This is a genomic window from Mucilaginibacter ginsenosidivorax (assembly GCF_007971525.1).
In the GTDB taxonomy this organism is placed as follows: Bacteria; Bacteroidota; Bacteroidia; order Sphingobacteriales; family Sphingobacteriaceae; genus Mucilaginibacter; species Mucilaginibacter ginsenosidivorax.
Map to the genome: position 1 here is coordinate 2,270,933 of NZ_CP042437.1, position 23,465 is coordinate 2,294,397.

The following is a 23,465-nucleotide window of genomic DNA, read 5'->3' on the forward strand; positions in this document are numbered from 1 at the left end:
CTGTTTGTTATTATTCACTTATTTCAAATGTAGTTATAAGTTATAGATAAAATTAGCAATCTGTTGTTCCCCTTTCGGGGGGTTAGGGGGCTAATATTTCACTTCTGTTAAATACAGCCCGCAGGCCGGTACGCTCATCCCTGCGTTTGAGCGGTTTTTACTTTCTATGATCTGCCTTACGGCTTCGGGTGGTATTTCTTTACGGCCTACCATCATCAGGGTACCTACAATAGCGCGTACCATATTACGCAAAAACCTATCGGCCGAAATATGGAATACCATGCCTTGTTCGGTTTTAACCCATTCGGCCCGGCTTATTTTACAGTTATTTGTTTTTACCTGGGTGTTTGATTTACTGAAACAACTAAAATCAATATAATCCATGATCATAGCTGCGGCCTGGTTCATCAGTTCCATATCCGGCACATCGCGTAACTGCCAGGAGTATCCTCTTAGAAACGGATCTTTATTAAAATGCACGTGGTACTGGTATGAGCGCAACGTAGCATCAAACCGGGCATGCGCACCGGGGCTAACCGGGATGATGTTTTTTATAGCGATATCAGCAGGCAGGATAGAGTTGAGGCCTCGAATTTTAAGTCCATAGTCTATAGTCGATAGTCCATGGCTCCCTTTGGTTTCATCACCATTGTCCATTGACAATGGACTATCGACCCCTTCCACGTCAAAATGGGCAAAAAACTCTTTGGCGTGCACGCCTGTATCGGTTCGGCCGCAGCCGGTTGTTTCTATGGGTTGGCGCAGGATGGTACTTAGCGCTTTGTTTAAAGCTTCCTGAACGCTATGGGCGTTTTGTTGTACCTGCCAGCCATGATAGGCTGTGCCATCATAAGCCAGTTCAATAAAATAGCGTTGTTTAGCCGTCACGCCACAAAGTTAATTATTATGACGGGCTTGGGTATTCATAATTTGGTCAAAGTATCTGGTAGTTAAAAATTCAAAATCGTTGCCTTTGAACACATAGAAATGCTTAACCGGCATATGGCTGTGTAATGTATTCTTTGTAAATCCCTTCAAACATCAGCTTATCTTCAACTGCCTGGTTAAAAGGCTTATCTAAAAAAGTGTTGCTATAACCTATTGCTTTAGCCAGGTTCTTCAGCACTTTAAAATAAGTAACCTCGATACCTTCAACCAGTTGCAGGTAAAATACGATGAATACATCGCGCTCCATAGCCGTTTTACCGGTACGGATGGCGGTTATGTAGGCTTCCAGTGTCATGGCTTTCATGCCAAGCACGCTTATTTTTGACTGATCTTCGCCTATCGTGTTAAATATCCTGTCTATATTCGTTATCTGGTTTTCGGCGTCATCGCGGCAATCCTGTATGGCGTTTTTTAAATACTGAAGGGTGGCCAGCGTTTTTATCTCGTCAAAAAAATGGATAAGGTGTTCTTTTCCGCAATAAATGCTGTTTAAATGTTCGAGGAATATTTTTTTAAGATGCACATTTTCAAACTTCACCTCTTGTGGCGATAGGTTTTTATCAGGACTTGGAGTCATCGCTTAATAATTATTGGAAAATCAGTTTAAATATACTATAATAATTATCATTAAAAGCAAACTTTCGGAGCCAATAAAATGCCTGAAGGCAATAATTAAAACAACTATATTTGCCTCTATAATTATAATATTATGCTACAACGAATACAAAGCATTTACCTGCTTGCGGCCAGCCTGGTGCTGTTTGCCCTTTACTTTTTCCCGCTGGCACATAACGTTTATGTAAATAACGCCCCTGTAACTATTTCGGTCACCGGCATTTTTCAGGATGTTAACGGCGTGCAAAAACATATCGAATCTTTTACAGCGCTTACCGCAGTCACGGCGGTGGTGGCCCTTATTCCGCTGGTTATAATTTTCCTGTTCAAAAACCGCAAACAACAGTTAGCTTTTTGCTACGGCGCTATACTGGCATTGTTTGGCTACAGCTTTTGGATGGCACAAACTGTAAAAAAAGCAGTAGGCGAAGGCGTGCAGCTGGATACGCATTCTATGGGCATTGGATTATTCTTAACATCTATAAGCATTGTTATGCTTTTATTGGCAACCAAGGGTATTAAAAACGACGAAAAGCTAATTAAATCTGCTGACAGGCTTAGATAACACACAACGCTTCCGCCTCATTTTTAATAGCTTACAGCCAACTACCATTACAATACCTGTTAACAGGTATTTCATTTAGCGTAATAAATCCATTACATTTATGTGAATTTATGTAATGGGTTTATTAACAAAATTTGCCAAACTTAAGGCCTTTATTTTACCGGTAATATTGTGCGCCTGCTTACGCGTTTCGGCAAATAATATTGATACCTTACTTGTTAAAGGCCCCGTTAATGATTACCTGAGCAACTATTACACCTGGTTTAAGGATAGCAACGGCACACTAACCCCCAATGCTGCTTACGATAGCCTTAAAGCCCATAAATTTAAGCACGACCGTAACCGGAAAGTGTTTAACCGGGGTTTTACGGGTGATAGCTACTGGCTGGCCGTTTATGTAAAAAACGATACCACCATCCAAATCCCCATATTGTGGAGCTTTTATAACAACTACCTGTCGTTTGATTTATACGAAGCTGATGAGGGCAGGCTGCCCTTAAAATTTCATGGCACACAATCAAGTTTAAACCCGCTTGATAAACGCGAGTACCCTGTAAGGAGTCCATCGTTCAAAATACTCATGGCGCCGCAGCAAACAAAGCTGTTGCTGGTAAAGGTGCACGCCATTAATACCGATAACATTTACTTCCCTACTGATATTACTACAACGGAGGATTATTTACAATACGAAACGCATAACTCGTTCCTGCTGGGCAAATTTATAGGCTATTTTTTGTTTGCACTGGTATTTAATATTTTGCTTTGGTTTGCCCTTAAAAACAAGTTACACCTGTGGCATGCGGCATATGTATTATCGCTCATCGGATTTAACATTAATGAGTTTTTGTTAGATACATTCACGTTTCCCAATTGGCTATACAAACTCTGGGTTCATATACCCAAAAGCATGTTCCTGCTTTTACCTGTTTACCTGGGCATTAATATTTTACAAATCTTCATCAACCAAAAACAAGATTTTAAATTACTTTATAAAATTTTCAGGGTATATAAAGTGGTAGCGTTAGTTGTCCTTGCCTTCGTTTTTGCAAATTCATTTGTTTTACCTGCCAATAATGCTTTTGTTGCTTTTGTACGCCTTACCGCATATTACCTCACCCTGGCCGGTCTGATGCTGATAGGTGTTAATGTAGTTTCAGGTATTGTAAGAAAACATTATTACACCATTATTTATTCAATATCTACCATTTTCCTGCTCTTTGCATTTCTTGACTTTTTACTAAACACACTAAAGCTTGGCCAGCTTTTTTTTATTCCGCCCGGCAACATCGTGGTGGCGTTTACTTTCGAGATACTGGCCCTTACGGTTATATTCGTTTTTAAATACAAAAAAGAAAAAAACGATAGCATTCAGGCCCTTAATGAAACTTTTAATATGCGCACCAGTTGGGCCCGGGAAATTATTAAGATACAGGAATTGGAACGTGAACGCATAGCCCGCGATTTGCATGACGACGTTGGCGCCACCTTAAGCACGCTGAAACTACACTTGAGCAACCATCCGGAAAAGGCCAAAACAAAACAGGAGGCTTTAGATTATCAACGGTCAATTGACCTGATCACGAAAATTACAGAAGATGTAAGAGCCATTTCACATGATTTGCTCCCGCCTGATTTTTCGGAGGATGGGCTATTTATAGCCCTGCAAAGCCGGATTGACGATATTAACTACCATGGCAGGATAAAATTTCAGCTGGTTACCGAAGGCGACGAAGAAAAAATTGATAAGGTTACTACCGCTATTTTAATTTATCGTATTATTAATGAATTAATTACCAATATTATTAAACACTCCGATGCATCTGAAGCCAGCGTGCAGCTGGCTGTACTGGGCACGGGCATCCAGATAATAATTGAAGATAACGGGATAGGGATGGGCACTGTAGTAAATAAAGCAGGTATTGGCCTAAAAAACATCGCCTCGAGGGTTGAATTCCTGAACGGAGAAATGCATATTGATACCAGCAAAAACGGATCGACATTTATCATATCAATACCCTTTGACCTGAAACACGATTTAATTACCGACAATGACGCCAGCTAAGCCAGCCATCCAAATCATCATCGCCGAAGATCATCCTACCTTTTCAATCGGGGTTGAGCAATCATTGGCACGGGCAGGTAACCTAAAAGTTATTGACAAGGTAACCAATGGCAAACAATTATTGCAATTACTTAACACCAAAGTGCCCCACCTTATCCTGATGGATATTTTAATGCCCTATATGAATGGCATTGAAGCGGCTAAGCAAATCCGGAAAGATTTTCCGGCTATCCGCATCATATTTATATCCATGTACGAGGAACGCAATATTATTAAACAATGCATGCAATACGGGCATGGTTATATCCCCAAAGCATCTACCACCGAGCAACTGATCACTATTATCAATACCGTTATGGCAGGCCAAACCTATTACCATAATAACCGCCAGCAACCTTTTCAGCAAACATATAGTGATGATCTAATCAAAAAATACAAGCTCACCAAACGCGAGATTGAATTGATTCAACTGCTAAAAAATGGATTAACTACCAAGGAGATAGCCGGAAAATTATTTTTGAGCAGCCTTACCATTGAAACCCATCGCAAAAACATTTTCAGAAAACTGGAAGTGAAGAACATCACCGAGCTAATTGTTTTTGCATTAAGTAACCGGATAGTAGAGTAGAAAAATAGCATTTGGCATCATAAAAACAACCCTATAAATTACAAACTCCGCAATTAAATAGCTATTTTAAAGGCAATTAACATCAATTTGAAAATATATCCATGAAAAGCAAATCTGTTTGTATATACTTATTGCTTTTGTAAAATATTAGCGCTATCTTTGCGCCCGATTTGGCGATGTTGCCAAATTCGTTATTTTAATTCATGAACCCATTTATTGAACTGGGAATCCGTCATGATATTGTTAATGCCATCTCTGAGTTAGGGTTTGAAAACCCAACGCCAATCCAGGAACAGTCAATTCCGGTATTGTTAACAGGCAGCAACGATTTTGTCGGATTAGCCCAAACCGGGACCGGTAAGACTGCTGCCTTTGGCCTACCATTATTAGAACTGTTGGATTTTGAAGAAAATCATCCACAGGCACTTGTTTTATGCCCAACACGTGAACTTTGTTTACAGATCACGAACGACATTAAAAATTACTCCAAAAAAATGGACAACGTTCACGTTGTGGCCGTTTATGGCGGAGCAAGCATTATGGATCAGTTACGCCAGATTAAACGCGGCGTACAGATCGTTGTAGCCACACCAGGCCGTATGCTTGATATCATTAACCGTAAGGCGATAGATTTTTCGAAGGTAAAATTTGTAGTATTGGATGAAGCTGATGAAATGCTCAACATGGGCTTTCAGGAAGACATTGATAATATCTTATCTACCACTCCGGACGAGAAAAAAACCTGGCTGTTTTCTGCCACCATGCCAACTGAAGTTCGCCGTATAGCGAAAAAGTACATGCACGAGCCATTTGAGCTTACCATGGGCACAAAAAACACCGGCAACGCCAACATCGAGCATGAATACTATATAGTACGTGCCCGTGACAAGTATGCCGCTTTTAAACGTATTGTTGATTTTAACCCCGACATTTTTGGTATTGTATTTTGCCGTACCAAGATAGAAACACAGGATATTGCAGAAGCCCTGATCAAAGACGGTTACAATGCCGATTCTTTACACGGCGATCTGTCGCAACAACAACGCGATAAAGTAATGAAACGTTACCGCGAGCGTAGCCTGCAATTGTTAATTGCTACCGATGTTGCCGCACGTGGTATTGATGTTAATGATGTAACACACGTTATTAACTACTCATTACCTGATGAGGTTGAAAACTACACCCACCGTAGCGGCCGTACAGCCCGTGCCGGTAAAACAGGTGTATCTATCAGCATCATTAACGCCAAAGAATTAGGTAAAATACGCCAGATTGAGCGCACCCTGGGTAAGCGCTTTGTTAAAGCCGAAATACCAACCGGGTTTGATGTTTGCGAGAAACAATTATTCTCTATTGTTCATAAAGTACATAACGTACAGGTTAATGAGCAGCAAATTGAGCAATATATCCCGCGTATTATGGAAGAGTTTAAGGATATGAGCAAAGAGGAGTTTATCAAACGCTTTGCATCAATTGAATTTAACCGTTTCCTTGATTATTACAAAAACGCGCCAGACCTTAACGCAAGCGTTGAAGAAGGTGGCCGCAGGGATAGGGATGACCGTGGTGATCGCGGCGAACGTGGTGCTTCAAGTGGCCCGTCGGCATACACCCGTTTATTCATAAACTTAGGTTCGGTTGATGAATTTAACCGTGGCGATTTGTTAGGTTACATTTGCAACCAAACAAAAATTAGCGGCCGCAGCGTTGGTAAAATAGATGTTAAAGGTGTTTATTCATTCTTCGAAGTACCTAACGAGGATGTTGAAAAAGTCAATGCCGGTTTCCAGGGCGCCGAATATAAAGGTCGCCCGGTTCGGATAGAAGTATCTGGCGAAGGAACCAGCGACCGTCGTGAAGGTGGTGGTGGTTACCGTGGCGGAGACCGTCGTGAAGGCGGTTATCGTGGTGGCGAACGTCGCGAAGGCGGCGGTGGTTACCGTGGTGGCGAAAGAAGCAACTCAGGCGGCGGCGATCGTCGTAGCGGTGGCTTCCGTGATTTCTCGGGCAAACCCCGCGAAGATCGCCCGGAACGCAAAAGAAGATTCTAATATATTAGAGTCAAGAGGTTAGAATCAAGAATTAAGATAGCTGCAAACGCGGTTTTCTTTACTACTTGATTCTAATTTAAAAAGAGCCAGGAATCAAAAAAGCTATTGCAGCTTATCTTGATTCTTGACTCTTAATTCTTGCCTCTAAAAAGAAAGATAGTTTTCATGGGCTTCCCCTGGTAAGGAAGCAAGTTTTAGTTTAGTTTTGTTAACAAAGCCTTCAATGCCGCCAGCATGAGGGCTTTTGTTTTTTATAGGAGTTTTCAAAGCTTTCGAAGCTGCGGTTTATGAGGATACAAACCGCAGCTTAAAATATATTAGAACCGTCATTGCGAGGAACGAAGCAATCCCGAGCTATGTGGGACTAAGCATATAGGGGATTGCTTCGTACCTCGCAATGACGATGTTTCTACCTACCTCGCAAACTCAACCAAATCCGAATCCGGGTAAAACAGGGTAAGCTTATGGTCGTCCAGGCTTTTGATCAGAAATTTGGTATAGGGACGGCTGCCCTGGTACGACGTAAAAATGGTATCTTTTTGCACAAAATAATCTTCAGTAACCGGTTGCCCGTCATCGGTAGTAAAACCTTTTTCTGTTATCTCCAGTTTAGTAGCACCGTCTTTTGATACCCATTTGCCCATTAATTTTTTATTAACCTCGTTTTTTGTTGCCTTATTACCGTTGCATGCAAATGCAAACAACGTAAGCGCATAAATAGCGGGGATTACTAAAGCATATTTTTTCATGGCAAACCTGGTAAGTGCAGGCCTAAACCTGCACTGTTAAGATACAACTTTTATTTTTCCGGCTTATCAATAAGCTGAGATTTTTTTACATAAACGCGGTGGCCTTTTTTGTTTATGTAATAGTATTTATCGTGTTCGTCAATATAAACAGTATGGTTGCCCGGTCCAACCTTTCCTTCGTACTTCTTATCAACTACCGCTGATGCACCGTTAGCCGCAATCTGCGATGTTTTGTGACCAACTTTTTTAGCGGTTTTTGAAATTTTATGTCCAATTGTACTGTCTTTGTGGGTTTGTGCAAATGCCGGCGATATCATAAAGGTACCTGCCGCAAACATTGCAATTTTGAATAGATTTTTCATGGTATGTAAAATTGAGTTACTGTTGTATCAACTAACTCAATTTCTCGGCCAAAAGCCTCATTTCAATAACCGGGGAGCGTTTTTGATACAAAATAGCGTAAACAGCATCGCAAATGGGCATATTCACCTTGTACTGTTTGTTAACCTGCTGTAGGCAATTTACTGCATAATAGCCCTCGGCAACCATATTCATTTCAAGCTGGGCCGATGTAACAGTGTACCCCTTACCTATCATATTGCCAAAAGTACGGTTGCGGCTAAATTGTGAGTAGGCTGTAACCAGCAAGTCGCCCAGGTAGGCCGATTCTTTAATATCACGGTTAATGGGGTGCACCACATCAACAAACCTCTCCAGCTCGCGTATAGCATTTGAAATAAGTACCGATTGAAAATTATCGCCATATCCCACTCCATGGCAAATACCTCCGGCTATAGCGTAAACATTTTTCAATACAGCTCCCCACTCGGTTCCATAAATATCATCAGATACGTTGGTTTTAATGTAGCGCGTATTAATCATGCCCGCAAATTCCGCGGCCAAAGCTGCATCGCCCGATGCAATGGTGAGGTAAGAGAGTTTTTCTAATGCCACTTCTTCTGCGTGGCAGGGGCCGCTTATCACTATAAAATCCTCAAACGGGATACCAAATTTTTGGTGCAAAAACTCGCCTATAATTAAATTCTCGTCGGGCACAATGCCTTTTATGGCCGATACAATTTTTTTACCGGCCAAATCTGCCGGAGTAATACCGGTTAACGCTTCCTTTAAAAACGCCGCAGGTACATTTAGTAATACAAAATCGGCCGCCTGTATCAACGATTTTAAATCTGTTGATATATTTTCTTTAGGCAGCTTTATTTCAACCGAGCTTAAATAATAAGGATTATGGCCAAACTTATGCAAATGTTCTACAGCCTGCGCGTTCCTCATCCACCAAAAAACTTCTTTTTCTGTAGTGTTATCAACCAACATTTTTACGTTGGCAGTAGCCCAGCTTCCTCCACCAACAACGGTTATCTTTTTCTTGTACATTGAATAAATAAAGTAGTAATGCCAGGTTTAAGTTTTAATTGACAAGGCAAATTAAGGAATTTTTATTCAGATAAGGTGAAGGGTTAAAGGCGAAAGGTTAAAGTGTTTGACGACTAAAATTAAAGGGCTTTTAAAATGATAAACTAAATTGGTTAAGTTTGTTTATAAACGTATCCGCCATCAGCCCCCTCTAAATCTCCCCCGGCAGGGGAGACTTTTTTAAGCCCCCCCTTCCGGGGAGGGTTTGGGTGGGGCTGATGGGCAACTTTTTTTACCATATGAACCCATCAGCCAGGAATACATTTAACACAGGCTTTACCAACGCCAAATACCAGGAGTTTTTAGCCAAACTGAACGACGGTTTGCACAGTACGGTGCAATTCCGTGTGGCCGAAACGCCTGTTTTTCTGACGGCCGATTTTCGCGACAAACTGATAGCCGCCGGTGATGACATTATCGGCACTATACTGAAGCCCGGCTTTAAGGAACTTACCGAGCGGGCAATACCCGATAAGTGGCGTGTTGCCAATGAAAACAACCACCCTCATTTTATAGCGCTTGATTTTGGAATTTGTAAAGATGCCCATGGCAATATTGTACCCCAGCTAATAGAGATGCAGGGATTTCCGTCGTTATATGGCTTCCAGATTTTACTGGGCGATGTTTATGCGGATATTTTTGATATTGCAGCTGATGAAACCGTTTATTTTACCGGACTAAACAGGTCCACTTATATTGACCTGCTCAAAAGAACAATTATTGGCCATTGCAAACCAACCGAAGTTGTTTTAATGGATGTAAATGCCCCGGAACAAAAAACCGCTGTCGATTTTTATCTTACAGAAAAACTCCTTGGCATTCCAGTGGTATCTTTAAACAACCTGGTACAGCAAGGTAACCAGCTATTTTACAAGGTAGATGGTGAACACCTATTAATTAAGCGTATTTACAACCGCTTGATTTTTGATGAAATTGATAACGATCCGGATATTTTTGAAACGGTTGTTGACATCAGGAAACCCTTTGATTTGGAGTGGATAACCCATCCTAACTGGTTTTACCGCATCAGTAAATTTACCATGCCTTTTTTAAGCGGAAATTACATCCCCAAAACACAGTTTTTACACCAGGTAGATTACCTGCCGACGGACCTGGAGAACTATGTATTGAAACCCCTGTTTTCTTTTGCAGGGCAGGGTGTAATTATTGATGTTACTTTGGATGATATACGCCGTATTAAAGACCCGGAAAACTGGATATTACAGCAAAAAGTAAATTATGAGCCGGTTGTACAGTCGCCCGATGGTGGTGTAAAAGCCGAAATCAGGTTATTGTACCTATGGCCGGATGGCGACAAAAAACCCACCCTGTCCATAAATTTGGCCCGGTTAAGCCGCGGAAAGATGATTGGCGTACGATATAATAAAGATTTTGACTGGGTTGGCGGAACAATTGCCTTTATGCCACGTTAAACTATATACTATTAAAAGCGTCTGTACGTATATATTAAAAATTAAGTATTTTTGCACCATGAACATCCAGGTAATTTTAGTTATTGTTCTTTTTGCCGCTGCCGTTTTTTACATTGGCCGTATGATGTATAAAAGCCTCACGGCCAAAAAAAGTTGCGGTGGCAATTGTAAATGCGGTGTTGATTTTTCGGGCATCGAGCCTGGCAAAACGCATAAGTAAGTTACAACACCCATTCATCATATCTTCATTTGTTACCTATACTTTTAAACCAGAAGTAATCTCACTTAATGGCTTCAAATAAGCAAATTTTTCAGGCAGATACCCCCGGCAGATGGAACCGCTTTAAATGGCTCAGCCGTATACTGCTTGCATTTTTGGTAGTAGGCATAATAGCCGTAATAGTTACCATTAAATCCACCTATTACCCCAGCCTCCCAAGCCTTGACCTGGCGCCCAAAAAAATGTCGAAAGAGGAGCTTGCGCAAATCAAGCGGTCAACCAAATACAGGTCCTTCAAGATACAAAAAAGCGAAATTGAAGCGCTTGAACGCGCCAAACGACAACACCAGCGCAAGCACCCCAACAATAAAGACCGCCTGAATGTTGCCTTTTACCGTCCCTGGGAACCACAGGCCTATTATTCGCTGCTTGACAATATGCCCAAGCTGGATATGGTGGTAAGCGAAGGCTTTTCTATTCTTCCGGGTGTTGATACCGTAATTACCAAAGTTGATACCGGCCTCATTAACGTTAATAAAAAATACAATAAGCCAATTATACTCACGCTATCAAACTATGTAAATAAAAACAACCAGCAGGGTGGTTATGATAGCAAGGATGTTGAACGCATCATTAAAAATCCGGCTTTGCGGGCAGGCTTTATCAATAGCATTACAAACGCCCTAACCAAATATAAGTTTAAAGGCATTAATGTTGACCTTGACGAAATAAAGGACCGTAACAGCAAAAACTACATCACTTTTCAAACCGAGCTTTACAAAACCCTTAAAGCCAAAGGCTTCCTGGTTACCCAAAACGTAGTACCCGAAGATGAAGCTTACGATATTGTAAGATTGCAACATGTTAACGATTTCCTGTTCATCATGGCTATTGATGAGCATAATGAATTAAGCAATCCCGGCGATTTATCAAACCAGCACTGGGTTGAACAGATACTGGATGATGTATGTAGCAAAGTACCCAGCGAAAAAATTATTTTAACCTTTGCAGGCGGTGCTTATGACTGGCGCGAAACCAGCATCGGCAAATCCATTGGCTATCAGCAGGCCATCAGTACCGCCCAGGAAAACCAGAGCAAGATCACTTTCGATCCTATATCGGCCAACTCGCATTTTGCCTACATGGATAAGGACAGCCTTGACCATGACATTTACTTTGCCGATGCCGCTACTAACTTCAACGTTATCCGCATGGCCGATGACTGGGCAACAGGTGGCGTGGCGCTGTGGCGTATGGGTACCGAAGATCCAAGACTTTGGTCGTTTTTTCAAAAAAACCTATCTATCGATTCGCTGCGTAAAACAGGTGTAGATATGCGCAGACTAACGTCTGTTGGTTTAAACAGCCGTAAAAACGTTGAATATGATGGCGATGGTGAGGTACTTGACCTGATAACCACGCCTCAGACCGGCGAGATTGATGTAAAACTGGATACAGGGAACTATACCATCACAGCCCAAACTTATAAAAGGCTCCCGACTAAGTATATGATCCGTAAGTATGGATACAAGCCCAAAAAAGTTGTTTTAACCTTTGATGACGGCCCCGACCCGGATTATACTCCCCGTATTCTTGACATCCTGCAAAAAGAAAAAGTTCCGGCCTCGTTCTTCGTAGTGGGCTCCATGGCCGAAAAAAACATAGCCATCCTCAGACGCATTTATGAAGACGGTTATGAAATTGGAAACCACACATTCTTCCACCCGGATATATCAACCATCAGCCTCCAACGCGTGGTACTGGAGCTAAATGCTACACGCAAAATCATTGAATCGGTTACAGGCCGTAGTACCATCTTGTTCCGCCCGCCGTTCAATGCTGATGCCGAGCCCGAAACCCTGGCCGAAGTAATCCCTGTTGCCGAAAGCCGCAGGCAAAGCTACATCACCATTGGCGAATCTATTGACCCCTGGGATTGGCAGCCCGGCGTAACAGCCGATAGCATTGTTGCCCGCACCATCAGGCAGGCAGGCAACGGATCAATGATATTGTTGCACGATGCCGGCGGCGACACCCGCGAAGAAACGGTAAAAGCATTACCTGCTATTATCCATTACTTTAAAACACATGGCTATGAGTTTACCACCATTGCCGATGTGCTTGACAAGACCAAAGATGACCTGATGCCGCCTATAAAAGACGACCATACCGGCATTTTTGGGCCAATGTATGATGTTGCAGTACATGGTTATTATTACTTCAACTGGTTTTTAATATATGTGTTTTTGTCGGCTATATTTCTGGCCATCGGCCGTATTGTTTTAATTGCCATACTGGCGCTCAGGCAAAACAGCGAGAACAAAAAAACAGCAAAACTGCGTGGCAATAATTTGCCCCTGCCGCCTGTTAGTATTATTGTCCCTGCTTATAACGAGGAGGTAAACGCTGTTGCTACTATCCAAAGCTTATTGAAAACAGAGTACCCTGTTTTTGAGATTATTTTTGTTGACGACGGATCTAAAGACAACACTTTCGCGGTAGTATCTGCCGCCTATGAGGGGCATCCGCTGGTTAAAATATTAACTAAACCAAACGGAGGTAAAGCATCGGCATTAAACTTTGGGATAACCCATGCCACAAGCGATTTTGTGGTTTGTATTGATGCCGATACGCAACTTAAAAACGATGCCATTTATCACTTAATGAGCTACTTTACCGATGAGGAAATTGGCGCTGTGGCAGGCACCGTAAAAGTGGGTAACGAAACCAATATCATTACCCGCTGGCAGTCGATAGAATATATCACCGCTCAAAATATGGACCGCCGTGCTTTTGACCTCATCAATAGCATTACGGTTGTGCCGGGTGCCATCGGGGCGTTCCGAAAATCAGCTATCTTCCGGGCCGGGGGCTTTACATATGATACATTGGCCGAGGATTGCGATTTAACCATGCGCATACTTAAACAGGGCTACATTGTAAGAAATTGTGCCGAAGCTATTGCCTATACCGAAGCTCCGGAAACTATCGATATGTTGCTTAAACAACGTTTCCGCTGGAGTTTTGGAGTTATTCAAAGTTTTTGGAAAAACCGCGACGCGCTGTTTAACAAAAAATACAAGTTCTTCGGGATGGTGGGTATGCCTAATATCCTCATCTTCCAGATCATATTACCCCTGTTTTCGCCGCTGGCCGATTTGATGATGATCTTTGCCTTGTTTGGCGAGAAGCCGGAGAAAATGCTCATCTATTATGTGGCCTTTGTGGTTGTCGATTTTATTGTGGGCATCATCGCCTTCCGTATGGAAAAAGAAGATTACAGGAAGCTTGTTTACATTATACCACAACGTTTCTTGTGGAGGCAGCTAATGTATTACGTATTGTTTAAATCGATGCGTAAAGCCCTCAAAGGCGAGTTAAGCGGATGGGGCGTGCTGAAGCGGACGGGTAACGTAAACGTTAAGGGCGGTCAAAAGAAGAATAACTCAGCAATATATATTATTGTTACCTTGCTGATAATTGCTGCAATTGTATTTTGGGTAGTAAAAAAGTGGTACATGTAAGCTGAAGAACTGCGTGGAGATCGAGACAAAAAACACCTGCGTCTGCAAAGCTTTTTGTCTTGACTCCTTGCCTCTTAGGTTACTCTCTTTCAATCAGGCAAACCGCATAAGCTACCACGCCCTCCTGGCGGCCTATAAAGCCAAGCTGCTCATTAGTTGTAGCTTTTATAGAAATATCATCTTCGCTGATAGATGCCGCTTTGGCTATATGAACCTTCATAGCCGGGATGTGCGGATTAATCTTAGGCGCTTCTAAACATACCATGGCATCAATGTTACCAATACTAAATCCTTTTTCTTTTATAAGTTCAACAACATGCTGAAGCAGGATAAGGCTGCTGATACCTTTCCAACGATTGTCTGTATTGGAGAAATGAAAACCTATATCGCGCATGTTGGCAGCGCCAAGCAAAGCATCGCAAATGGCATGCAAAAGCACATCGGCATCCGAGTGGCCGTAAGCGCCTGCGTGGTGTTGTAAATTAACACCGCCTAAAACAAATGGGTGCTGCTCACGTAACTGGTGAACATCAAAACCAAACCCTACTTTAATTTTACCCATTATTATTTTGACACGTTGGAGGTTCCGCCAAAACTTGCCGACAAACTAAAACGCAAGGTATTGGCCAAAGGACTATTTTGCTGGCTGGCTGCCAGGTATGAGAAATCGAATTTAAAAATATCATATTTAAGGCCGAACCCAAGGGTGATATAGCGCCTGTCGCTTTTGCTTGGGTTTTCATATAAATAACCGGCCCTTATGGCAAACTGGTTATTGTACCAATATTCTGCGCCGGGCGAGAGACTAATTTCTTTCAGCTCTTCGCTAAAACCGCCAGGTGCGTCACCAAATGATTGAAAAATACCCGACGGTACCGATACATCATCATTTTTACCGCTTATAATATTACCATTGGCGTCTTTAATAGGCGGCGTAGGCGTTAATAATTTATTTACATCAAAAGCAACCGTTATCTGGTTGTTTTCATCCAGGTTCCAGGTATTGGCGGCGCCCAGCTTTAAATTGGCAGGTAAAAAATATTTAGGCCCGTTGGTTGTATAGCTTATTTTTGTACCGATGTTAGATATATTGGCGCCAAAAGCAAACAGGTTATCGTCCCCATAAGTGGTTTTATAAAACATAGATACATCGGCAGCAAAAGCATTGCCGGCGCGGCCGGTTTGGGTTGATCCAGCTGTAGCAAAAGAAACACTTGAAATACTCGAATGGATGAAACGCCCGGTTAGGCCCAAAGAAAAACCTTCGCCAAACTTGCGTGCATAACTCACATCAAGCGAAAATTCATTGGGCGTATAAGTACCCTGGTTATTGGATTGATCGTCATTTAATTGAAGCGAGCCGTAATTAAAATAACGCAATGAAGCACCAAGTGTATTACGATCGTCTATTTTATGGGCGTAGCTTAAATAGGATAAACTAATATCGGGAACCAGGTGCCTTAGCCACGGAGAATAAGACAATGAAAGTTCATCATTGCTTTCAAGAAATGCAAGCTTTGAGGGGTTCCAGAAATTGGCATTAACATCAGGCGAAATAGCAACACCCGCCTCGCCCATTGCGCCCGAACGCGAATCGGGGGTAATGTTCAAAAAAGGCACCTCAACACGCGATCCTCTGTATGTGCTACCATCAGTACTTGTTTGCGCCATAACCGCAAATGGCGTTAAATACAATGATAAGAAGGTTATATTCCGAAATGTAAAAAACTTCATTGGGTGCAATTTAGCTTTATTATTTTAATTGATAAATACAGGCCCATAATTTACACGGGATTTTTGAAGGAATATTTAATAGCAAACCACCAAAAAAAACAAAATATTGCAACTATTTGCCGTACTTTTTCGTTAAAAACATTGATAATTGTTTGATTTATTTAGAAGAAGGCGCATTAGCGTTAGCATTGTGTCCATTTTTTTCTAAATTTACGTCATTAATATAATTGTAAAATTATGAAAATACTTTTTACTAAAACTGCTTTAGCCCTTGCGGCCGCATGTGCATTGGTAAGCAGCTGTAGTAAACCACCGGCATCGCAAAAAACCGGCTTAGTTTATAATAATAAAAATAACGGTGGCTACGAGCGTTACAGGCAAACACACCCCGCACCAGGTCCGGGCCTGGTACCTATTGAAGGTGGTACCTTTGTAATGGGCGGCAGTGCCGACCAGGATGTTACTTATGATTACAACAATGTCAGGCGCAGGGTTACCGTACCATCGTTTTATATGGACGAAACAGAGGTAGCCAACCAGGATTGGCTGGATTATCTGCATTGGTTAAGCATCACTTTCCCGCAAGACCGCGAATTATATTATAATGCTTTACCAGATACCCTGGTTTGGCGTAAACCGCTATCATATAATGATCCTTACGTAGATAACTACCTCCGTCACCCTGCATTCCAGGATTACCCGGTTGTGGGCGTTAGCTGGGATCAGGCACAGGATTATTGCGCATGGCGCACCGATCGTACCAATGAAAATATTTTGCGTGAAACCGGGCGTTTAGTAACCTGGAAAGATCAAAATGCAAAAGGAAAAAAAGGTGGTGGCGCTGCCGCTGCAAACGGGTCATCGCAACCTTTTAATACTGATATCTATCTTAACGGACAGATTAAAGGCGCCGGCGTCGACGGTAAAAAAATGTTGCCTAACTTAAGCCCCAATGCTGCCGCCGGCACAGGCAAAAATGCAAAAGCAGTAAGGCCGGTGCGTATGGAAGATGGTATATTAAAACAAGCTTACCGTTTACCATCAGAAGCCGAGTGGGAATATGCTGCTTTGGCATTGGCCGGCAACACTCAGTTTGAAAATATTGACGACGGGAAAATGTACTCATGGAACGGTATGGGTGTTCGTTCGGCAAAAAGTAAAACCCGTGGTTTGATTTTGGCCAACTTTAAAAGAGGTGCCGGCGATAACATGGGTGTGGGTGGTTACCTGAATGATAAAGCCGACATAACAGCGCCGGTACGTACCTACCCGCCAAATGATTTTGGCCTTTATCAAATGTCAGGTAATGTTAACGAGTGGGTACAGGATACCTACCGCCAAACATCTTTTGAAGAATTTGAAGATTTTAATCCTTTCCGTGGTAACCAGTATACCAACAAACGCTTAGCCGATCCTTCAAAAGGATTATACGCTAAAGACAAATATGGCAAGCCGATTAAAGACCCGGCCAGGTCAAACAAAAAAATGAAATATGCCGATTACCTGGCATTACAACAAGGGCAGGATCCCAACACGGTTAACAGCGCACCTGCACAACCTGCGCCTGCTAACGGCGCCCAGGCAGCTCCTGGTACACCGGCAAATGCGGCTACTACTAAAGCTGCAGTTGCATCATTGGTTAAAGATTCGGGCAAAAAATACGACCCCGATTTCAGAGGCGAAAAAGATACTGTTAGCACTGCGTTATATGGTACAACCTCATTGGTAAATGACCATTCCAAAGTTTATAAAGGTGGCTCATGGAACGACCTTGCTTTTTGGATGAACCCCGCTACCCGCCGCTTTATGGACGAGGACGAGTCAAGCGCCGAAGTCGGTTTCCGTTGCGCGATGACCTTAGTAGGAGCTCCGGAAGTTTATCCTAATGGCAAACCGCACTATCCGGTAAAAAAACCAAAGCCATTTAAGGCTAAATAAAATACCCAATTTTAAACTTAAGTATTAAGGCCGTTCAGTATTGAATGGCCTTATTTGTTTTTGGTACATTAAAGTACAGCCGCATCGCCAAAGATTTTGAATAACTAACGCCTCATAGGTTTTAATTGTAAATATCGTGCATCTGCCGGAGCCGGAAAGTTACCCTGTATAACTTCATCATGGCTGTATACTTACCACTTATTGTATATCATTATTCTCCAAAAACCTGTACAACGCAGTTATATAGCGTGGCACAAACTAACAGTTAAATGATTCAGCCATATACGAAGCCTTAAGTATATGTAGATATCTACGCAGGACAACTGCAATTGCTCATTTAATCAGGGCAAATTGCATCCCCCCCAAACAACAAAATCCCGGCAACTTACATAAGACGCCGGGATTTCATTCTATTTAGGATATTCTTTATTAATAACCTGGGTTCTGCACTAAATTGGAATTGGCGTCCATTTCACGTTTCGGTATAGGGAATACCAATTTCGGAGAGTCCCAATTGAATGTATCTACAGTATTACCGTCACCATCTACAGATCGGGTGGTTTCTTTGTAGCGTTTCAAATCACCTAATCTGAAGCCCTCAAAAGGAAGTTCAACACGTCGCTCCTGTTTAATGGCATTAAATAAAGCAGTAGCTGTTATAGCGGTGGTATTAGCTAAACCGGCCCTGTTTCTAACCTTATTTAAATCAGCAGCTGCACCAGCAAGATCGGGAACGGCTTTCTTAATTCTCGCTTCAGCACGGATAAGGTAAATCTCAGCCAGCCGGATAGTTACAACGTTTCCAAATGCATTATTAAACTTAGTTGTGAAGGGATCAGTAGTAAATTCATTAGCCCTATCGTCGCCGGCTTCGTAACGGTCAAAGTGTTGTTGATTGATATAAGTTTCGCCCCGGCCTGCAAAATCGGAGCTTGCATAAACCTCGTTTAATGCATTAAAACCCGATTGATTTGAGATTTGAATAGCAAAAATATCCTCGGCAGTATTAAATACGCGTGTTGCCTGGTCCGGATGTTGAAACTCATCGGCAAAATGCTCAATCAGACTGTACACACCCCCATCTATTATTTTAGATGCCTCAACCTCGGCCTGGGCATAATTTTCCTGGGTGAGGTAAATACGTGCCAAAACAGCCGACGCTGCTGCCGAACTTGCATAAGTTGATTTATCTGGAAGATTTGCCTCAGCAATTTTCAAATCTGCAATAGCCTGCGCATATATTTCGGCTACTGTATTCCTTTTCACTTTTTGGATCCCTGGTATAGTTGTAGTAGGTGTTAAAACAAGAGGCACGGCAAGGTTAGTTGTCGGACTGCCGTCATTCCAGGCTCTGCCAAAAGCCCTGGCCAAATCAAAATAAGTCATCCCGCGTAAAAACCTGGCTTCTCCTTCAACACTTGCTTTATCTGTTGAAATGACCAGGTTTAGGTTAGCCAAAACTGTATTACATACGCCAATGGTGTTGTAACCATTGTCCCATACCCCCTCAACAAAGAAGTTGTTAATAGTAATCTTTTTGTCGTTGAGTTCGGTGTAGTCAGAAAATGTTCCGAAATAGGAGAAATCCCCATCATCGGCCAAAAAATCTGTAGTTGCTTGTAATCGTCCTCCATATAGTCCTCTTAAACCTGCCGCAGTATATGCTCCAATAAGCACGCCTTCCACATCTTTTGATGTTTTGAGCGCCTGGTCAGATTCGACGGTATTTTGCGGTTTAATATCTAACTGCTTTTGGCAGCCAGAGTTATACAGCATTGCTAATGTACTTAATGCTATAATTGAATATTTTATTTTTTTCATCTTCTTCAACTTAAATTAAAATCCCACGTTAATACCAAATGTTATTGTTTTAGCCTGCGGCGCTGCATAAAAATCATAGTTCTGGGTAATATTGCCAGAAAACGCGTCCGAATTCAGCTCAGGATCCCAACCTTTGTACTTGGTCCAGGTAGCTAAGTTTGTAGCCTGCGCGTAAACCCTTAAGCTGCGCAGTTTTATTTTCTCAAGAATAGCTTTAGGGAAGTTATAACCTAAAACAATATTTTTTAAACGAAGGTATGATCCATCACTTAAATATCTCGAACTTGGCGATACGCCATTGCCGCCAAATAAGCGCGCCTCAGGCACCATAGTAACGTCACCGGCCTTTTTCCATGACTGAAGCTGATCAATAGTCTGGTTATCGGCGCCGTTATTAAAGCCAACCGACATGTACTGCCCGCCACCATTATAGATTTTATCACCATTTACTTCCTGTAGCAAGAAGCTGAAGTCAATTCCTTTATAGCTAACGGTGTTATTTAAACCGGCAATAAATTTAGGGTTAGGGTCGCCAACAACAACAGGAGTTGCGGCGTTGTAATCATTGGTTGTTGTACGGTCTCGCTTCCCACCACCCAAATCAGTGTTTTTATAGTAAAGCGCATCACCATTGGCAGGATCGGCACCCGCAAATTCAACGGTATAAAAAACACCCAATGGCTGACCCTCAACCGCACGGTTTACGCCATCTCCGCTTCCGGTAATAACCTGGCCTTTTAAATCGGTAATTTTATTACGGTTAACTGAAAAGTTAAAGCTGGTTGACCAAGTAACCTCTTTGCCAACTATATTCTTCGAGTCTATCTGCATTTCAAAACCCTTGTTCTGCAACTTGCCCAGGTTTTGGGTTATTGTTGTATAGCCAGAGGTTGCAGGCACTTGTACATTTAGTAAAAGGTCTTTAGTTTTTCGTAGGTACACGTCAAATTGTCCCGAAAGCCTTCCGTTAAAAAAGCCAACATCTAAGCCGATGTCTGTAGTAGCCGATGTTTCCCATTTCAAATCCGGGTTTGGCAACTGGGTAGGCCTTGAGCCCGCAACACCCGCGTAACCAAATTCAGAAAATAACCCGCGCGATGGGAAGTTTCCAATCTCGGAGTTACCTGTTATACCGTAGCTGGCCCGTAATTTTAAATCAGAAACCAGTTGCTGCTGTTTCATAAAACCTTCCTGCGAAATAACCCAGCCAACAGATCCTGCAGGGAAAAATCCATAACGGTGGTTTGCCCCAAACCTTGATGAACCATCAATACGGCCACTTACCGATAACAGGTACTTTTCGTCGAACTTATAATTTGCCCTGGCAAAGTACGAAAGCAATGAGTAAGCGGTTGACGATGATGATCCCGCAGTGATATCGGCCGAACTAATTAGTTTTTTATAAGCATCACTCGGAAACTGATCGCCACTGATAGAGTTAAGATCGTTTTGCTGACGTTGATAAGTCATACCACCCACCGCGTTGATGTTGCTTTTACCAAAATCTTTTATAAATTGTAAAAAGTTATTGGTGTTAAAATTTACCGACGTAACAGATGAGTTAAAACCAACACCATTTGGCGTACCTGAATTACGCGAGGTTAAACTACCCGCGTAGCTATCTTCGCTTGAATTCAATATATCCACACCAACTTCCGACCGGAAACTTAAAGAAGGGAGTAGTTTTACCTGCGCATATACGTTTCCAAGATTCCTGTAATCTATGGTATTAAAATATGCGTTTTGTGCATTTAACAATGGGTTATAGTAAATAGGATAGTTACTGTTTGGCGTGCCAGTTGTAGGGTCAAGCGCGCCGCTTGTTAAACCTGTACGCGGATCGATAACCGGCGTAATCGGGCTTAATGCAACAATTTGCTCAGGAGTCGAAAACTGGTCGTCATTTGATAAACGATAGTTTTTAGTGCGCGATACACTTAAATTGGCGCCAACTTCTAACCATTTGTTGGCCTGGTTACTAACATTGGTACGTAAGCTGTACTGGTTTATAGCATTGCCTACCAGGAAACCCTTTTGATTATTATAGGTGCCAGAGATATAAAACTTGGTTTTATCGGTACCACCCGATAATACCAGGTTATAATTTTGCACGGGGGCATGTTGAGTAATTTCTTTTTGCCAGTCGGTATTTACTGCATATGTCTTGTAATTATCACTACCGGCAGCATACCTTTTTAAACGCGCCTCAACCGAAGTTGTTGAATATCCCCCGGCAGCACCCGCCAATCTTAATAAAGTAACATACTGTTCGGCGTTTAAGAACTCGCGTTCGCGTGTTGGCTTACTAAAACCGTAATACTGGTTGTAGGTTACTTTGGTGTCGCCAGCTTTACCTTTTTTGGTTGTTACCAAAACTACGCCATTTGACGCCCTCGAACCGTAAATGGCAGCAGCCGAGGCATCTTTTAGTATGTCAATAGATTCGATATCATTTTGATTCAGATCGACCAAAGGGTTGGTTGACGCCCCATTGCTTGAAAAATCATCAACAGTGATGGGCAAACCATCAACCACATACAAAGGCTGGTTACCTGCTGAAACAGATGAAGCACCGCGGATACGCACCTGGATACCTTGTCCCAGCTTACCGTTTTGTGCCTGGATATATACACCCGGCGTACGGCCCTGGATGGCCGACTCCAAACTCGGTACGGGAATATTTTCAATGTCGGCACCTTTTATTTTTGAAACCGACCCTGTTAACGACGCCCTGCTTTGGGTACCGTAACCAACAACTACAACCTCGTTAAGTTGCTTGGCATCAACAGCCAGACTTGCGTTAACAACCAGGTTACTTATTGCAGTTTCTACCGGAGTATAACCGATAAACCTAAAGACTAAAACTTTGGCTGTGGCAGGTACCGAAAGCTTGTAGGCTCCACTTACATCTGTTTGAGCGCCTATACTGGGGGCACCTTTCACGGTCACGCTTACCCCGGGTAAGGGCGAACCATCCTTTTGATCTGTTACCTTACCTGTAATAACGCGGTTTTGTGCGAAAACCAATGAAATGCAGGAAAATAACAACAAAATTGTTAGTAGATTTTTCTTCATAGAGTTAAATATTAATTTAAAAAAAGTAAGTTATTAACAAAAAGGCAAAAAAACAATTAAAGCGATGAGGATTTCCCGCGTTTTTTACAAATACAATACTAAAATTACAGTGAAGAGTAGATGAATTTTTAAAACTCAATCAAAATTTGGCCCTTTTCTACTTTATCCCCGCTTTTTATCCTGATTTTTTTTATTGTAACATCGGCCGGGCATTTGATAATGTTTTCCATCTTCATGGCTTCAAGTACCAAAAGGTTATCTCCTTTTTTAACTTCATCGCCTTCAACAGCAAACACTTTGAGCACAAGGCCAGGCATGGGGGCTTTAATTTCACTTAGCCGGGCACTGGTTAAACTACTCAGGCCTAATTTATCCAGCAAAATATCAAACTGATCTTTTACTGTAATTGTATAGGTATTATTGTTTATCTTAATTTGGGCAGTTTTATCGGCACTGTTAAAAGATACTACGTCGGCATTGTAGGATTGGTTGCCTGCTATAATATGATAGATGCCTTCGCCAATATGTTTAATATCGGCCGTGGTAGCTATATCATTAATAAGCAGACCGTCAACATCTCTCGCTGCATCAAAACTATATTTCTCATTTATTTTTATTTGATACATCTGTTGCAGGGTTTGAGTTACGGGATAGTATAGTTCTTAACG

At 42.1% G+C, this 23,465-nt stretch carries 18 protein-coding genes; 8 read left to right on the forward strand and 10 right to left on the reverse strand.

The genetic code is table 11. The features are described 5' to 3' along the window. Nucleotides 1-90: 90 nt before the first annotated feature. Together truA and FSB76_RS09555 are read right to left on the reverse strand one after the other, a co-directional pair. A complete protein-coding gene (gene truA / locus FSB76_RS09550; protein ID WP_147053354.1) occupies nucleotides 91-888 on the reverse strand; it encodes a tRNA pseudouridine(38-40) synthase TruA in 798 nt (265 codons plus the stop codon). 103 nt (nucleotides 889-991) lie between these two features. Beyond that, nucleotides 992-1,525: a DUF892 family protein gene (locus tag FSB76_RS09555; RefSeq protein ID WP_147053355.1), complete on the reverse strand. Its 534-nt coding sequence runs from the start codon at nucleotides 1,523-1,525 to the stop codon at nucleotides 992-994. 132 nt (nucleotides 1,526-1,657) lie between these two features. Between FSB76_RS09555 and FSB76_RS09560 the strand changes: the two genes are divergently transcribed. The 4 genes from FSB76_RS09560 to FSB76_RS09575 all read left to right on the forward strand — a co-directional run bounded on the left by FSB76_RS09560 (nucleotide 1,658) and on the right by FSB76_RS09575 (nucleotide 6,869). Continuing rightward, a complete protein-coding gene (locus FSB76_RS09560; RefSeq protein WP_147053356.1) occupies nucleotides 1,658-2,128 on the forward strand; it encodes a DUF4293 domain-containing protein in 471 nt (156 codons plus the stop codon). A 115-nt stretch (nucleotides 2,129-2,243) separates the two neighbouring features. After that, a complete protein-coding gene (locus FSB76_RS09565) occupies nucleotides 2,244-4,190 on the forward strand; it encodes a sensor histidine kinase (RefSeq protein WP_147053357.1) in 1,947 nt (648 codons plus the stop codon). Beyond that, complete coding sequence (locus FSB76_RS09570) at nucleotides 4,177-4,818, forward strand: response regulator transcription factor (RefSeq protein WP_147053358.1); 642 nt, start codon at nucleotides 4,177-4,179, stop codon at nucleotides 4,816-4,818. Before FSB76_RS09565 ends, FSB76_RS09570 begins: the two co-directional genes overlap by 14 nt. Before the next feature lie 203 nt (nucleotides 4,819-5,021). Further along, nucleotides 5,022-6,869, forward strand: coding sequence for a DEAD/DEAH box helicase (locus FSB76_RS09575; protein WP_147053359.1), 1,848 nt, complete (start codon nucleotides 5,022-5,024; stop codon nucleotides 6,867-6,869). Nucleotides 6,870-7,282: 413 nt separating this feature from the next. Here FSB76_RS09575 and FSB76_RS09580 read toward each other — a convergent pair whose 3' ends face one another. Genes FSB76_RS09580 through FSB76_RS09590 form a run of 3 tightly spaced genes read right to left on the reverse strand, consistent with a single transcriptional unit; the run spans nucleotide 7,283 to nucleotide 9,013 of the window. Then, the gene (locus tag FSB76_RS09580) at nucleotides 7,283-7,618 is read right to left on the reverse strand and encodes a hypothetical protein (RefSeq protein WP_147053360.1); all 336 of its coding nucleotides are present in this window, start codon (nucleotides 7,616-7,618) and stop codon (nucleotides 7,283-7,285) included. 50 nt (nucleotides 7,619-7,668) lie between these two features. Continuing rightward, entirely contained in the window at nucleotides 7,669-7,980 is a 312-nt protein-coding gene (locus FSB76_RS09585; protein ID WP_147053361.1) for a hypothetical protein, read from the reverse strand. A 31-nt stretch (nucleotides 7,981-8,011) separates the two neighbouring features. Next, nucleotides 8,012-9,013, reverse strand: a complete 1,002-nt coding sequence (locus FSB76_RS09590) for an NAD(P)H-dependent glycerol-3-phosphate dehydrogenase (protein ID WP_147053362.1) — start codon at nucleotides 9,011-9,013, stop codon at nucleotides 8,012-8,014. A gap of 278 nt (nucleotides 9,014-9,291) precedes the next feature. On the opposite strand from FSB76_RS09590, the gene FSB76_RS09595 reads away from it, so the two are divergent. From FSB76_RS09595 to FSB76_RS09605, 3 genes are all read left to right on the forward strand, one after another. Next, nucleotides 9,292-10,485 (forward strand): hypothetical protein, encoded by a 1,194-nt coding sequence (locus FSB76_RS09595; RefSeq protein ID WP_147053363.1) that lies wholly within the window; start codon nucleotides 9,292-9,294, stop codon nucleotides 10,483-10,485. 58 nt (nucleotides 10,486-10,543) lie between these two features. Further along, a complete protein-coding gene (locus FSB76_RS09600; RefSeq protein WP_147053364.1) occupies nucleotides 10,544-10,705 on the forward strand; it encodes a FeoB-associated Cys-rich membrane protein in 162 nt (53 codons plus the stop codon). Between the two features lie 68 nt (nucleotides 10,706-10,773). After that, nucleotides 10,774-14,229 (forward strand): glycosyltransferase, encoded by a 3,456-nt coding sequence (locus FSB76_RS09605; RefSeq protein WP_147053365.1) that lies wholly within the window; start codon nucleotides 10,774-10,776, stop codon nucleotides 14,227-14,229. A gap of 79 nt (nucleotides 14,230-14,308) precedes the next feature. Here the strand turns inward: FSB76_RS09605 and ispF are convergent, their stop codons facing one another. Continuing rightward, on the reverse strand, nucleotides 14,309-14,791 hold the full coding sequence (gene ispF / locus FSB76_RS09610) for a 2-C-methyl-D-erythritol 2,4-cyclodiphosphate synthase (RefSeq protein ID WP_147053366.1): 483 nt from the start codon (nucleotides 14,789-14,791) through the stop codon (nucleotides 14,309-14,311). Nucleotides 14,792-14,793: 2 nt separating this feature from the next. Further along, nucleotides 14,794-15,963, reverse strand: coding sequence for a type IX secretion system outer membrane channel protein PorV (gene porV / locus FSB76_RS09615; protein WP_147053367.1), 1,170 nt, complete (start codon nucleotides 15,961-15,963; stop codon nucleotides 14,794-14,796). 237 nt (nucleotides 15,964-16,200) lie between these two features. Here porV and FSB76_RS09620 point away from each other — a divergent pair, with 237 nt between their 5' ends. Further along, nucleotides 16,201-17,901 (forward strand): SUMF1/EgtB/PvdO family nonheme iron enzyme, encoded by a 1,701-nt coding sequence (locus FSB76_RS09620; RefSeq protein WP_147053368.1) that lies wholly within the window; start codon nucleotides 16,201-16,203, stop codon nucleotides 17,899-17,901. Between the two features lie 429 nt (nucleotides 17,902-18,330). Here the strand turns inward: FSB76_RS09620 and FSB76_RS09625 are convergent, their stop codons facing one another. The 3 genes from FSB76_RS09625 to FSB76_RS09635 all read right to left on the reverse strand — a co-directional run bounded on the left by FSB76_RS09625 (nucleotide 18,331) and on the right by FSB76_RS09635 (nucleotide 23,423). Further along, nucleotides 18,331-19,722, reverse strand: coding sequence for a RagB/SusD family nutrient uptake outer membrane protein (locus FSB76_RS09625; protein ID WP_147053369.1), 1,392 nt, complete (start codon nucleotides 19,720-19,722; stop codon nucleotides 18,331-18,333). A 15-nt stretch (nucleotides 19,723-19,737) separates the two neighbouring features. Then, complete coding sequence (locus FSB76_RS09630) at nucleotides 19,738-22,797, reverse strand: SusC/RagA family TonB-linked outer membrane protein (protein WP_147053370.1); 3,060 nt, start codon at nucleotides 22,795-22,797, stop codon at nucleotides 19,738-19,740. A 128-nt stretch (nucleotides 22,798-22,925) separates the two neighbouring features. Further along, entirely contained in the window at nucleotides 22,926-23,423 is a 498-nt protein-coding gene (locus tag FSB76_RS09635; RefSeq protein WP_147053371.1) for an acetyl-CoA carboxylase biotin carboxyl carrier protein subunit, read from the reverse strand. Nucleotides 23,424-23,465: the final 42 nt, after the last annotated feature.